The organism is Aeromicrobium sp. SP1, assembly GCF_055663785.1.
Map to the genome: position 1 here is coordinate 2,174,572 of NZ_JBQVVK010000001.1, position 12,482 is coordinate 2,187,053.

The 12,482-nt window shown below is 69.1% G+C and carries 20 protein-coding genes; 1 reads left to right on the top strand and 19 read right to left on the bottom strand.

Annotated features, from left to right (window positions below; genetic code table 11):
• Positions 1 to 54: 54 nt before the first annotated feature.
• The 5 genes from infA to ACT26F_RS10710 all read right to left on the bottom strand — a co-directional run bounded on the left by infA (position 55) and on the right by ACT26F_RS10710 (position 3,930).
• The gene (infA, locus tag ACT26F_RS10690) at positions 55 to 276 is read right to left on the bottom strand and encodes a translation initiation factor IF-1 (RefSeq protein WP_007078610.1); all 222 of its coding nucleotides are present in this window, start codon (positions 274 to 276) and stop codon (positions 55 to 57) included.
• Positions 277 to 434: 158 nt separating this feature from the next.
• A complete protein-coding gene (locus ACT26F_RS10695) occupies positions 435 to 1,751 on the bottom strand; it encodes a M20/M25/M40 family metallo-hydrolase (RefSeq protein ID WP_471670516.1) in 1,317 nt (438 codons plus the stop codon).
• Positions 1,748 to 3,184, bottom strand: a complete 1,437-nt coding sequence (locus tag ACT26F_RS10700; RefSeq protein WP_471670517.1) for an MFS transporter — start codon at positions 3,182 to 3,184, stop codon at positions 1,748 to 1,750. Before ACT26F_RS10700 ends, ACT26F_RS10695 begins: the two co-directional genes overlap by 4 nt.
• 35 nt (positions 3,185 to 3,219) lie before the next feature.
• A complete protein-coding gene (locus ACT26F_RS10705) occupies positions 3,220 to 3,387 on the bottom strand; it encodes a hypothetical protein (RefSeq protein WP_471670518.1) in 168 nt (55 codons plus the stop codon).
• An 87-nt stretch (positions 3,388 to 3,474) separates the two neighbouring features.
• Complete coding sequence (locus tag ACT26F_RS10710) at positions 3,475 to 3,930, bottom strand: Lrp/AsnC family transcriptional regulator (RefSeq protein ID WP_471670519.1); 456 nt, start codon at positions 3,928 to 3,930, stop codon at positions 3,475 to 3,477.
• A 129-nt stretch (positions 3,931 to 4,059) separates the two neighbouring features.
• Here ACT26F_RS10710 and ddaH point away from each other — a divergent pair, with 129 nt between their 5' ends.
• Positions 4,060 to 4,917, top strand: a complete 858-nt coding sequence (ddaH, locus tag ACT26F_RS10715; RefSeq protein WP_471670520.1) for a dimethylargininase — start codon at positions 4,060 to 4,062, stop codon at positions 4,915 to 4,917.
• A gap of 28 nt (positions 4,918 to 4,945) precedes the next feature.
• On the opposite strand, the gene ACT26F_RS10720 is transcribed toward ddaH, so the two are convergent.
• The 14 genes from ACT26F_RS10720 to rplN form a co-directional block, all read right to left on the bottom strand.
• Positions 4,946 to 5,413 (bottom strand): hypothetical protein, encoded by a 468-nt coding sequence (locus ACT26F_RS10720; protein ID WP_471670521.1) that lies wholly within the window; start codon positions 5,411 to 5,413, stop codon positions 4,946 to 4,948.
• Positions 5,414 to 5,488: 75 nt separating this feature from the next.
• Positions 5,489 to 6,304, bottom strand: a complete 816-nt coding sequence (gene map / locus ACT26F_RS10725; RefSeq protein WP_471670522.1) for a type I methionyl aminopeptidase — start codon at positions 6,302 to 6,304, stop codon at positions 5,489 to 5,491.
• An 18-nt stretch (positions 6,305 to 6,322) separates the two neighbouring features.
• On the bottom strand, positions 6,323 to 6,886 hold the full coding sequence (locus tag ACT26F_RS10730) for an adenylate kinase (RefSeq protein WP_471670523.1): 564 nt from the start codon (positions 6,884 to 6,886) through the stop codon (positions 6,323 to 6,325).
• Complete coding sequence (gene secY, locus ACT26F_RS10735; protein WP_471670524.1) at positions 6,886 to 8,190, bottom strand: preprotein translocase subunit SecY; 1,305 nt, start codon at positions 8,188 to 8,190, stop codon at positions 6,886 to 6,888. Before secY ends, ACT26F_RS10730 begins: the two co-directional genes overlap by 1 nt.
• Positions 8,191 to 8,302: 112 nt before the next feature.
• Positions 8,303 to 8,743 (bottom strand): 50S ribosomal protein L15, encoded by a 441-nt coding sequence (gene rplO / locus ACT26F_RS10740; protein ID WP_471670525.1) that lies wholly within the window; start codon positions 8,741 to 8,743, stop codon positions 8,303 to 8,305.
• A 1-nt stretch (position 8,744) separates the two neighbouring features.
• A complete protein-coding gene (rpmD, locus tag ACT26F_RS10745) occupies positions 8,745 to 8,927 on the bottom strand; it encodes a 50S ribosomal protein L30 (protein WP_471670526.1) in 183 nt (60 codons plus the stop codon).
• The gene (gene rpsE, locus ACT26F_RS10750) at positions 8,927 to 9,529 is read right to left on the bottom strand and encodes a 30S ribosomal protein S5 (RefSeq protein WP_471670528.1); all 603 of its coding nucleotides are present in this window, start codon (positions 9,527 to 9,529) and stop codon (positions 8,927 to 8,929) included. The genes rpmD and rpsE overlap by 1 nt, the downstream gene beginning before the upstream one ends.
• 43 nt (positions 9,530 to 9,572) lie before the next feature.
• Positions 9,573 to 9,956, bottom strand: coding sequence for a 50S ribosomal protein L18 (gene rplR / locus ACT26F_RS10755; RefSeq protein WP_471670529.1), 384 nt, complete (start codon positions 9,954 to 9,956; stop codon positions 9,573 to 9,575).
• A gap of 3 nt (positions 9,957 to 9,959) precedes the next feature.
• Positions 9,960 to 10,502, bottom strand: a complete 543-nt coding sequence (rplF, locus tag ACT26F_RS10760) for a 50S ribosomal protein L6 (RefSeq protein WP_471670530.1) — start codon at positions 10,500 to 10,502, stop codon at positions 9,960 to 9,962.
• A gap of 18 nt (positions 10,503 to 10,520) precedes the next feature.
• A complete protein-coding gene (gene rpsH / locus ACT26F_RS10765) occupies positions 10,521 to 10,928 on the bottom strand; it encodes a 30S ribosomal protein S8 (RefSeq protein WP_471670531.1) in 408 nt (135 codons plus the stop codon).
• Between the two features lie 100 nt (positions 10,929 to 11,028).
• Complete coding sequence (locus ACT26F_RS10770) at positions 11,029 to 11,214, bottom strand: type Z 30S ribosomal protein S14 (protein ID WP_078699117.1); 186 nt, start codon at positions 11,212 to 11,214, stop codon at positions 11,029 to 11,031.
• A gap of 1 nt (position 11,215) precedes the next feature.
• Positions 11,216 to 11,779, bottom strand: a complete 564-nt coding sequence (rplE, locus tag ACT26F_RS10775; RefSeq protein ID WP_471670532.1) for a 50S ribosomal protein L5 — start codon at positions 11,777 to 11,779, stop codon at positions 11,216 to 11,218.
• A gap of 1 nt (position 11,780) precedes the next feature.
• Positions 11,781 to 12,107, bottom strand: a complete 327-nt coding sequence (rplX, locus tag ACT26F_RS10780; RefSeq protein WP_471670533.1) for a 50S ribosomal protein L24 — start codon at positions 12,105 to 12,107, stop codon at positions 11,781 to 11,783.
• A gap of 1 nt (position 12,108) precedes the next feature.
• Positions 12,109 to 12,477 (bottom strand): 50S ribosomal protein L14, encoded by a 369-nt coding sequence (rplN, locus tag ACT26F_RS10785; RefSeq protein ID WP_056209423.1) that lies wholly within the window; start codon positions 12,475 to 12,477, stop codon positions 12,109 to 12,111.
• Positions 12,478 to 12,482 lie beyond the last annotated feature (5 nt).

Genomic DNA, 12,482 nt, shown 5'->3' on the forward strand with positions numbered 1-12,482 from the left:
CGGTACGAACTGAACGTGTGGTGTATTGAGTTGTGGGTTGCTACCGGTGATCGCTCACTTGTAGCGGTAGACGATCCGTCCGCGACTGAGGTCGTAGGGCGAGAGTTCCACCACGACCCGGTCCTCGGGGAGGATTCGGATGTAGTGCTGACGCATCTTGCCGCTGATGTGCGCGAGGACCTTGTGGCCGTTGGCCAGCTCCACGCGGAACATCGCGTTGGGCAGGGCCTCGACGACCGCGCCCTCCATCTCGATGACGCCTTCTTTTTTCGCCATACTCCTCAACTTCTTCGTCTCGACTACTCGACCCCGCACGCACGTGTCCCCGCCCGTTCTCACGGGTCCCGATGGGCATGGGGATACGGACCTGACAAGGCCGACACACAAGTCTACGCCGATGAGGGGTACGGACTCAAATCGGGCTGGTACCGCGGTCAGGTCCGGCCCAGTCCGGTGATGAGGGCACGGTGGAACGCGCTGCCGCGGGCGAGCGTGTCGACGCCGACCTTCTCGTTCGGCGCGTGGATCGAGTCGCGCTGGGCGCGGGTCATCCGCAGTGGCGCGAACCGGTACACCGAATCGCTGATCCGGGTGAAGTGGCGTGAGTCGGTTCCGCCGGTCTGGACGTACGGGACCACCCGGATCGCCGGGTCCAGCGCGGCGATCGCGGCGCCGAGCGCCGCCCACGCGTCGTTGTCCGTGCGCGAGACCGGCGGCGGGTCCTCGCCGTCGATCCGCTCGATCTCGACGTCGAGTCCGCGCAACAGCCGCTCCAACCGGGCCCGCAGCTTCTCGCGGGTGTCCCCCACCGCGAGGCGCACGTTGACGTTCGCCCGGGCCTCGGTGGCCAGCACGTTGCGGGCCGGACTGCCGCTGACCTGGGTGACGGCCATGGTCGTGCGCACCATGGCGGCGGTCTCCTTGCCGAGCCGGCTCAGCACCTCGGCGACCGGACGGTTCGCGCGGCCGGCGCGGCGCAGGACCGCTCCCACGGGTCGCGGCACGAGGTCGGCCAGCGTGTCCAGCATCTGCAGGACGGGATCGGACAGGTGGGGCGTCGCGGGATGCTCCTCGATCCGCACGATCGCGCGGGCCAGCCGCGCCGTGGCCCCGTTCTTCGCCGGGGTCGACGCGTGGCCGCCGCCGCCACGGGCCAGCAGGCCCACGTCGGTCGTGCCCTTCTCGACGATCGCGACCATCGCCATCAGACCGTCGATGCCGGGCAGCGCGTCGTCGACGATCGCCCCGCCCTCGTCCGAGACGAGCCAGGGTCGCACCTCGAGCGACTGCAGGTGACCGACGACCTCCGCGGCCCCGTGGCCGAAGACCTCTTCGTCGGCGCCGAAGGACAGCCATACGTCACGGGCGGGACTGAACCCCTCGGCGAGCAGCGACTCGACGGCCTCGGCGATGCACACCAGCGGGCCCTTGTCGTCGAGGGCTCCGCGACCGTGCACGAACCCGTCGGCGATCTCGCCGGAGAACGGATCGCGGTCCCACTGCTCGGCCGGCGCGGGGACGACGTCGTAGTGGGCCATCAGGACCAGGGGGCGCTCGGCGGTCAGGCCGGGCCAGCGGAACAGCAGCGAGCCACCCTCGAACCGGGTCAGCTCCAGCTCGGCGTGCAGTCCCGGGTAGAGCCGGGCGAACGTCTCGCGGAATCGCACGAACTCGGCCTCGTCGCGCTCGTCGGGTGCCGACACGGTCCGGCACGCGATCAGCTCGGAGAGTCGTTCCGCCACGGTCGTCATGCCGTCAGCTCCTCGAGGCCGGCCGGGTCGGCGAACGCGAGCCGCGGCACGAAGTTCAGCAGGACGGCGGCGACGAACGCCGTGGCGGAGCAGACGATCCACACGGTGTAGTAGCCGCTGAGGGAGGCCGCCGTGGCGTGGGTGGCGCCCGCCGCCAGCGCGACCCCGAAGACGCACGAGGCGAACGAGCCGCCGATCGTCTTCGTGGTGTTGGTCAGTCCGGTCGCGACGGCGGTCCGGCCCTCGGGGGCCGCCGCGGCAGCGGCGGCCGGGAGCGCCGCGACGAGCGCACCGGAGCCGAGTCCGGCGACGACCATGCAGACCGCCATCTGCGCGACGGAGTGGTGCAGGACCACGAGAGCGCCGTAGCCGGTGCCGACCAGCAGGGTCGCGCCGATGAGGCAGTTGCGCGGACTGAATCGCTGGCTGATCCGCGCGAACAGCAGCGCGCCCACGAGCAGCGACAGGACGTAGCCGCCGATCAGGGGCGCCACGGACGTCGCGTCCAGGCCGAGGCCGAAGCCGTGCTCGTCGGGGTCGGTCTGGGCGAAGGTCGACAACGGGATCTGCGCGCCGAGGACGCTCACGCCGAACAGCAGCGCGGTCAGCTGCACGGGCCACATGGACGACTGCCGCATGACCCGCAGGTCGATGATCGGGTCGGGCGTCCGCAGCTCGTACCTGGCGAACGGGACGAGGAGCGCGGCACCGAGCACGATCGCGAGCCACGGCCAGGCCGAGCCCACGCCGACCAGCCGCACGAGGGACAGTCCGCCCGTGACCAGCACGAGGCTCGCACTGAGCATCAGCAGGCCGGCGCCGTCGAGGCTCCCCGCCTGCCGCTCGTGGCGGTCCGGCACGAACAGCACGATGACGACCACGACGCCGGTGGTGAGGATCGCGGGCACCGCGAGCACGAGCCACAACGGGTCGAAGGCGGCCGAGGCGGCACCGGCCGACAGGGCTCCGGCGATCGCCCCGGCCTCGAGCGCGGCCACGATGATGCCGGTCGCGCGGCGGGTCGCGGCGGCGCGGTTCTCCAGGCCGAGCGCGCGCCGGTGGATGAGCGCGACCTCGAGCGGCAGCCACACCGTGAAGACGCCCTGCAGCGCCCAGAACACGAGGTACGTCGTGAAGGTCGTCGACAGCGCGATCCCCCACGTGGCGACGGCGGTCAGCACGGCCGACCAGACGAGCACGCGCTGGTGCCCGAGCAGGTCGCCGAGCTTCGCCAGCGGCGGCACGCACAGCGCCGAGAGCAGCAGCTGGGCCGCCTCGAACCAGTTGACGTCGGCATCGTGGATCGACAGGTGGCGGGCGATGTCGGTGGCCAGTGGCGTGTAGTACCCCTGCAGGAATCCGCTCACGAACTCCACGAAGACGAGTGCCCCGACCAGGCTGGCGCCGACGGTCGCGGCTCTGTTGCGGGTCATGGAGGTCACCGTAGCCGCAGGCGTCCCCGCCCGCCTCAGCCGATCGCGGCGACGGCGGCCTCGGCGGCTGTCTCGATCGCGGACCGGCGTGTGGACGACGAGGCCGGGTCCGCGTCCGCGGTGCCCATCGAGGTTGACATCGCGACGCCACCGACCACGATTCTCCTCGCCGCCGCCATCACCCCACGGACCCGCCTCGTCATGACTCGAGGGTGTCGCCGCAGTCTCGGTGGCTCGCATGACGGGCCTGTGGCCCACCTGTCAGCCGGCCGGCGAGCCCGGCCGGCGGCTCAGACGCTCAGGCCACGGCGGCGGTCGATGAGCCGCGACAGCACGATCGAGGTCTCGGTCCGGGTCACGCTGTCGGTCTCGATGCGCAGCCGCTCGAGTGCTCGCTCGAGGTCGCGCACGTCCTCGACGACGAGGTGCAGGATCGCATCGGCCGCGCCCGAGACCGTCGCGGCGGCGTGCACCTGCGGCACCTTGAGGAACGCATCGCGCAGCACGTCGGGCGAGATCGTGCCCTGACAGTGCAGTTCCACGTAGGCCTCGGTGGTCCAGCCGCGGTGGTGCGGATCGACCACGACCGTGAACCCGCTGATGACGCCTTCGTCGACGAGACGGTCGACCCGGCGCTTCACGGCCGGCGCGGAGAGCCCCACTCGCGCTCCGAGCGTCGCGTAACTGGCCCGACCGTCCTCGGTCAGGGCCTCCAGCAGTCCACGGTCGATGTCGTCGAGCACCATGCACGCAAGATACCAAGTCTGGGCGTCTTCAGAACGCAAGAAACCGATCTTCGTAAGTCAACATTCGGATTCGGCGTTCCTTGTGGCGCGCCCCTAGCATCGATTCATTGCATCCGCGGAGGGAGACCCATGGCCACGACACTGACCGCCGTCGCTCCGGTCGTGCACCGCCGCGCCCGCGCCCGCCACTACGTGATGTGTCCGCCCACGCAGTTCGACGTCGTCTATGCGATCAATCCGTGGATGGATCCCACGGCGCCGGTCGACCGGGCCCTCGCGGTGCGCCAGTGGGAGTCGCTGCGCGACGTCTACGTCGGTCTGGGTCACCGGGTCGACGTGCTGCCCGCGGCCGCCGGTCTGCCCGACATGGTCTTCGCCGCGAACGGTGCGGTGTCCGTCGGCTCGCGCACGTACGGCGCCGCGTTCGCGTTTCCCCAGCGTCAGCCCGAGGCCCACGCCCACGTCGACTTCCTGCGGGCCGGCGGGCGCACCGTCACCCGTCCCGAGCACGTCAACGAGGGCGAGGGCGACTTCCTCGTGCTCGCCGACGCGGTGCTCGCCGGCACCGGGTTCCGCACCACGCTCGACGCCCACGCGGAGGCCGCGCGCGTCCTGCGGCGGCCGGTGGTCTCGCTCGAGCTCGTGGATCCGCGCTTCTACCACCTCGACGTCGCACTCGCGGTGCTCGACGACGGCGCCGGCGACTCCCCCGCCGACATCGCCTGGTTCCCGGGAGCCTTCAGCGCGGCGAGCCGGCGCACGCTGCGGCGACTCTTCCCCGGATCCCTGGAGTGCGCCGAGGCCGATGCGCTCGCCTTCGGGTTGAACCTCGTCAGCGACGGCGGGAACGTCGTCCTGCCGCGGCAGGCCTCGGCTCTCGCCAGAGCGCTCGACGAGCGGGGCTACGTCCCGGTCCCGGTGGATCTCTCCGAGCTGCTCAAGGGCGGCGGCAGCGTGAAGTGCTGCACCGCCGAACTGCACCGCTGAGCTGCGGCCCTCGGTCGGCGCGATCCGATCAGGCGTCGTCGGTGGCGTCGACGTTGACCACGAGCCACGCGCCGTCGACCTCCTGCAGGTCCCACGTGTCGTCGGAGCCGTCGGCCCACGTCACCGTGGCGAACCCGCTGTCGTCGATGACGTCCGCCGCGATCCTCACCAGGGCGAGGTCGTTGCCGCCGGCGCTCCACTGACCCTCGGCCGCGTGCACGTCGCCGCACTCGACCTGCTCGGGAAGCAGGACCCTGCGCTTGACCGCCGCGCAGTTGCCGGCGTCGGCGGCGAGCAGGTAGCCACGCAGCGCCTTCTCCGCGGCCTTCTTCTGCGCCGGATCGACCGAGGGGTGGGGCTCGGAGGGCTCGACCTCACCACTGGGCTCGGCGTCGATCGTCGTGGACGCCGAGGCGGTCGGCTCCTCGCCCCGATCGGCGCAGCCGGTGACGAGGGTCGCCAGCAGGACCCCGAGGACGACGAGCAGCGCGCGCATGTCCCCAGTGTCCTCCGACGGACCACACGGCGCGCCGATCCGGGGCCGCGCGGCGCCCACGGGTACCGCAGTGAGTCAGGCCGGTTCGGCGCAGGGCACACCGAGCGCGGCGAGGCGGGCGGCGCCACCGTCGATCGCCGTCAGCACCCACACGCCCTCGTCGGTGACCGTGATCGTGTGCTCGTGGTGGGCGGCCCACGTGCCGTCGGTCGTGACGGCGGTCCAGTCGTCCTCGAGGATCTCGGCGCGCGAGGTGCCGAGCGTGACCATCGGCTCGATGGCGAGCGCCATGCCCAGCGCGATCTTCGGGCCCTTGCCGCGGCGTCCGGCGTTCGGCACGTCGGGCGCCATGTGCATCTGCGACCCGATCCCGTGACCGGTGAAGCCCTCCGTGATCCCGTAGCGACCCTGGGACTTCACGTACGACTCGACCGCATGCGAGATGTCGCCGATCCTGCCGCCGAGTCGCGCGGCGGCGATCCCGCGCCACAGCGACTCCTCGGTGACCCGGTTCAGCTCGGCCACGTCGGGCGCGATGTCGCCGACGGGGACGCTGATCGCGGCATCGCCGTGCCAGCCGTCGACGACCGCGCCGAAGTCGATGGAGACCAGGTCACCCTCGGCCAGCACGCGCCCGCCGGGGATGCCGTGGACGATCTCGTCGTTGACCGACGCGCAGATCACGCCCGTGAAGCCGTGGTAGCCCAGGAAGTTCGAGGTCGCACCCTCGGCGGCGAGCCGCTCGCGGGCGAGCGCGTCGAGGTCGCCGGTCGAGACGCCCGGCGCGACCGCCGCGCGCAGCACCTCGAGGGTGCGGCCGACGACCAGACCGGCCTGGCGCATCGACGCCAGCTGCTCCGGAGTCTTGATCTCGATCGACTCACCGAACATCGGTGACCTCCAGCCGGCTCAGGCGGGCAGGGCGTCGATGATGCGGGCTCCGACCTCGTCGGGCGTGCCCATGCCGTCGACCTCGATCAGGAGGCCGCGATCACGGTAGACCGCGAGCAGCGGAGCCGTCTCGGCCTTGTAGACGTCCTGGCGGTGCCGGATGACCTCTTCGGTGTCGTCTGTGCGGCCACTGACCTTCGCCCGCTCGAGCAGCCGACCGATCAGCTCCTCCTCGTCGACCGTCAGCGCCACGACACCGTCGAGCTTGCTGCCGATGCCGGACAGGATCTCGTCGAGCTTCGCGACCTGGTCGAGCGTGCGCGGGTAGCCGTCGAGCAGGAAGGAGTCCTTCGCGTCGTCCTGGGCGAGCCGGTCGGCCACCATCGCGTTGGTGACCTCGTCGGGCACGTACTCACCCGCATCCATGTAGCGCTGCGCCGTCGTGCCGAGCTCGGTCTGCTGCGCCACGTTCGCGCGGAAGATGTCGCCGGTCGAGATGTGCGCGCCGTCGATGCGAGCGGCCAGGGCGACGGCCTGCGTGCCCTTGCCTGCACCGGGCGGACCCATGATGAGGAGTCGCATTACTTGAGGAACCCTTCGTAGTTGCGCTGCTGCAACTGGCTCTCGATCTGCTTCACCGTGTCGAGGCCGACGCCCACGATGATGAGGATCGTCGTACCGCCGAACGGGAAGTTCTGGTTCGCGCCCACGAGGGCGATCGCCAGCATCGGGATCAGTGCGATGAGACCAAGATAGAGGGCTCCGGGTGCGGTGATGCGCGAGAGCACGTACGCGAGGTAGTCCTGGGTCGGCTTGCCGGCCCTGATGCCCGGGATGAAGCCGCCGTACTTCTTCATGTTGTCGGCGACCTCCTCGGGGTTGAAGGTGATCGACACGTAGAAGTACGTGAAGAACACGATCAGCGAGAAGAACAGGATCATGTAGTACGGGTGGTCGCCCTTGACGAGGTGGGCGTTGATCCAGTCCGCCATCCCCGAGTCGGGGTTGAAGTTGACGTACAGCGCCGGCAGGTACAGCAGGCTCGAGGCGAAGATGACCGGGATGATGCCGGCCTGGTTGACCTTGAGCGGGATGTACGTCGACGAGCCGCCGAACATCCGTCGGCCGACCATCCGCTTGGCGTACTGGACCGGGATGCGGCGCTGGGCCTGCTCGATGAAGATGACCAGCACGACGACCGCGAGGCCGACGGCCACGACGATCGCGAAGGTGGTCCAGCCGCGGCTCTGGCGGATGTTCCACATCGAGCCGGGGAAGGTCGCGACGACCTGCGTGAAGATCAGGATCGACATGCCGTTGCCGACGCCGCGGTCGGTGATGAGCTCGCCGAGCCACATGATGACGGTCGTACCGGCGACCATCGTGATGACGATCAGCAGGAAGAACGCGATGCTGTCGGGGTGGTACAGCAGGTCGAGGTTGCACGCGCCGGCGAACAGCTGGCCGCTGCGCGCCAGGGCCACGATGCCGGTGGCCTGCAGGATCGCGAGGCCGACCGTGAGGTAGCGGGTGTACTGGGTGATCTTCGTCTGACCGGCCTGACCCTCCTTCTTGAGGGCCTCCAGTCGCGGGATCACCACGACGAGCAGCTGCAGGATGATGCTCGCGGTGATGTACGGCATGATGCCGAGCGCGAACACCGTCAGCTGCAGCAGCGCACCGCCGGAGAAGACGTTGATGAGGGCGAACAGGCCGGCGTTCTCGCCGCCGGAGGCCGCCTGCACGCACTCGCGCACGTTGGCCATGTTCACACCGGGCGCCGGGAGCGTCGAGCCCATCCGGAAGAGCACGATGATCCCCAGCACGAAGAGCAGCTTGCGACGCAGATCAGGTGTCCTGAATGCGTTCACGAAGACTCTGAGCACGGGTTTTCCTCCCCTTCACGGCAGACGCCGTATGACTGTAACAGTGCGCGAAACGGGCGGATTCTCCGCATGGGGAGAACCCGCCCGCTCACGCTGTGGTGATGGCGTTCCGTCAGGCGACGGTGACCGAGCCGCCAGCGGCCTCGATCTTGGTCTTGGCCGAGGCCGACACCTTGTCGACGGTCACCTGGACCGCGACGTCGATGTCACCGGAGCCGAGCACCTTGACCGGCTGGCCCTTGCGGACCGCGCCCTTCTCGACGAGCGAGGCCGTGTCGACGGCGCCACCCTCGGCGAAGAGCTCGGCGATCCGGCCCACGTTGACGACCTGGTACTCGACCCGGAACGGGTTCGTGAAGCCCTTGAGCTTCGGCAGGCGCATGTGCAGCGGGATCTGGCCACCCTCGAAGCCGGCCGACACCTGGTAGCGGGCCTTGGTGCCCTTGGTGCCACGACCGGCGGTCTTGCCCTTGGAGCCCTCGCCGCGACCCACACGGGTCTTGGCGGTCTTGGCTCCCGGGGCGGGACGCAGGTGATGCAGTTTGAGCGTCATGTCAGTCGACCTCCTTGACTGAGACGAGGTGCGGGATGGTGTTGACCATGCCGCGGATCTCCGGACGGTCCTCGACGACCTTGACGTCGCCGATCCGCTTGAGGCCGAGCGAACGCAGCGTGTTGCGCTGATTCTGCTCGCGACCGATGCCGGACTTGACCTGGGTCACTTCGAGCTTGCCCATCAGACGGTCACCTCCGAGGGAGCCTCGGCCGCCGGAGCAGCCTTGCCCGCCTTGAGCAGCGCCGCCGGAGCGACGTCCTCGACGGCGAGGCCGCGACGCGCCGCGACCGACTCGGGCGACTCGAGCGCCTTCAGCGCCGCCACCGTCGCGTGGACGATGTTGATCGCGTTCGACGAGCCGAGCGACTTGCTGAGGATGTCGTGGACACCGGCAGCCTCGAGCACGGCGCGGACCGGGCCACCGGCGATGACGCCGGTACCGGGGGACGCCGGGCGCAGGAAGACGACGCCGGCCGCCTTCTCACCCTGCACGGGGTGCGGGATGGTGCCCTGGATGCGCGGGACGCGGAAGAAGTTCTTCTTCGCCTCCTCGACACCCTTGGCGATCGCGGTCGGGACCTCCTTGGCCTTGCCGTAGCCGACACCGACCTGGCCGTCGCCGTCACCGACGATCACCAGAGCGGTGAAGCTGAAGCGGCGGCCGCCCTTGACGACCTTGGCCACACGGTTGATCGTGACGACCTTCTCGATGTAGTTGGACTTCTCGGCGTTGCGGTCGCCGCGGCCTCCGCGACGGTCGCCACCCTGACGGCGCGTGCTCATGCAGCACTCCCCTTGTTGATCGTGCCAAAGATGTTGTTGGTCATCAGAACTCCAGTCCGCCCTCGCGGGCACCGTCGGCGAGGGCCGCGACGCGACCGGCGTACTTGTTGCCGGCGCGGTCGAAGACCACGGCCTCGATGCCGGCGGCCTTGGCGCGGTCGGCGACGAGCTCGCCGACCTTCTTGGCCTTGGCCGTCTTGTCGCCGTCGAGCGTGCGCAGGTCCGCCTCCATGGTGGAGGCCGAGGCCAGCGTGCGGCCCTCGAGGTCGTTCACGACCTGGGCGACGATGTGCTTGCTGGACCGAGTGACGACGAGGCGAGGACGCTCCGCCGAACCCTGGACCTTCTTGCGGCCGCGGATCTGGCGGCGCTGACGCGACGCGACGCGACCGGCCGTGTGCTTGGCGTGCTTGATCGAGATTGCCATGGCTTACTTACCAGCCTTTCCAGCCTTGCGCAGGATGCGCTCGCCGGCGTAGCGGACGCCCTTGCCCTTGTACGGCTCGGGCTTGCGGATCTTGCGAATGTTCGCGGCGACCTCGCCCACGGCCTGCTTGTCGATACCCGACACGGTGAGCTTGGTCGGGCCCTCGACGGTGAACGTGATGCCCTCGGGCGCCGTGAACGGCACCGGGTGGCTGAAGCCGAGGTTGAGCTCGATCTCCGACGGGCCCTTGGGGAGCACGCGGTAGCCGACGCCCACGATCTCGAGCTTCTTCTCGTAGCCCTCGGTGACACCGACGACCATGTTGTTGACCAGCGTGCGGCTCAGGCCGTGAAGGGCCTTGCTGCGACGCTCGTCGTCCGGACGCTCCACCGCGAGCGAGCCATCCTCGTCCTTGCGGACGGTGATGGGCTCGGCGACCACGTGCGAGAGCTGGCCCTTGGGGCCCTTGACCGTGACGGTCTGGCCGTCGATCGAAACCTCGACACCCGACGGAACGGCGACGGGGATCTTGCCGATGCGTGACATCTGTTCAGACTCCCTTCGTCACCAGACGTAGGCGAGGACTTCCCCGCCCACTCCGTTGGTGTTGGCCTGACGGTCGGTCAGCAGACCCTGGCTGGTGGAGATGATCGCCACCCCCAGGCCGCCGAGAACCTTGGGCAGGTTGTTGGACTTGGCGTAGACCCGCAGGCCCGGCTTGCTGATGCGGCGGATGCCGGCGATCGAGCGCTCGCGGTGCGGGCCGTACTTGAGGGTGATGGTCAGCGTCTTGCCGACCTCGCCCTCGGCGGGATCGGCGGTGGCGTAGTCGGTGATGTAGCCCTCCTGCTTGAGGATGGCGGCGACGCCCTCCTTGAGCTTGGAGTGCGGCATCGTCACCGCATCGTGGTACGCCTGGTTGCCGTTGCGGACACGCGTCAGCATGTCCGCGATCGGATCGGTCATCGTCATTTCGTGTGTTTCCGTTTCTCGCTGCGGTTTCGCACCTCGTCCGGGCAGAGTCAACAGACTGGGCCGTGGGAGGGGACCTACTGCGGGTAGGTGGTTTTCTTTACCAGGAGCTCTTGGTCACGCCGGGCAGCTCGCCGCGGTGCGCCATCTCCCGCAGGCAGATACGGCACAGGCCGAACTTGCGGTAGACGGAACGCGGACGGCCGCAGCGCTGGCAGCGCGTGTAGCCGCGGACGCCGAACTTCGGCGTACGGGACTGCTTGACCTTCAGACCGGTCTTCGCCATGTCAGTTCTCCTTGTACGGGAAGCCGAGCAGCTTGAGCAGCGCGCGACCTTCGTCGTCGTTGGTGGCCGTCGTGACGACGGTGATGTCCATGCCCCGGCTGCGATCGATCTTGTCCTGGTCGATCTCGTGGAACATGACCTGCTCGGTCAGGCCGAACGTGTAGTTGCCCCGGCCGTCGAACTGCTTGGGCGACAGCCCGCGGAAGTCGCGGATACGCGGCAGCGCGAGCGTCAGCAGGCGGTCGAGGAACTCCCACATGCGGTCGCCGCGCAGCGTGACGTGCGCACCGATCGGCATGCCCTCACGCAGCTTGAACTGCGCGATCGACTTGCGGGCCCGGGTGACCTGCGGCTTCTGGCCGGTGATGGCCGTGAGGTCCGCGATGGCACCCTCGATGAGCTTGCCGTCGCGGGCCGCCTCACCGACGCCCATGTTGACGACGATCTTGGTCAGGCCGGGGACCTGCATGACGTTGTCGTGCTGGAACTGCTCACGCAGCGCCGGCAGGATCTCCTCGCGGTACTTCGCCTTGAGGCGAGGTCCCGTGGTGGTTTCCGTGGCCATGTCAGATCTCCTTTCCGGTCTTGCGGCTGATGCGGGTCTTGGTGCCGTCGATCACGGCCGAGCCGACCTTCGTGGTGGTCTTGCCACCGTCGGCGTCGACGACGAGCATCACGTTCGACACGTGGATCGGCGCCTCGGCGGTGATGATGCCACCCTCGGCACCGGTCTGGCCGGCGCGCGTGTGCTTCTGCACGCGGTTGACACCCTCGACGATGATGCGATCGTCACCGCCGTTCTTGGGGGCGACGACGGCAATGACCTTGCCCTCGACACCCTTGTCCTTGCCGGCGATGACCTTGACCTGGTCACCCTTGCGAATACGGGCCATCTCAGAGCACCTCCGGAGCAAGCGAGATGATGCGCATGAACTTCTTGTCGCGCAGCTCACGGCCGACAGGGCCGAAGATGCGCGTTCCGCGCGGATCGCCGTCGGCCTTGAGGATGACGGCGGCGTTCTCGTCGAACTTGATGTACGAGCCGTCCGGACGACGGCGCTCCTTGACGGTGCGCACGACGACCGCCTTGACGACATCGCCCTTCTTGACGTTGCCGCCGGGGATCGCGTCCTTGACGGTGGCGACGATCGTGTCGCCGATCCCGGCGTAGCGGCGACCGGAGCCACCGAGAACGCGGATGCAGAGGATCTCCTTGGCACCCGTGTTGTCGGCGACCTTGAGTCGCGACTCCTGCTGAATCATCTGTC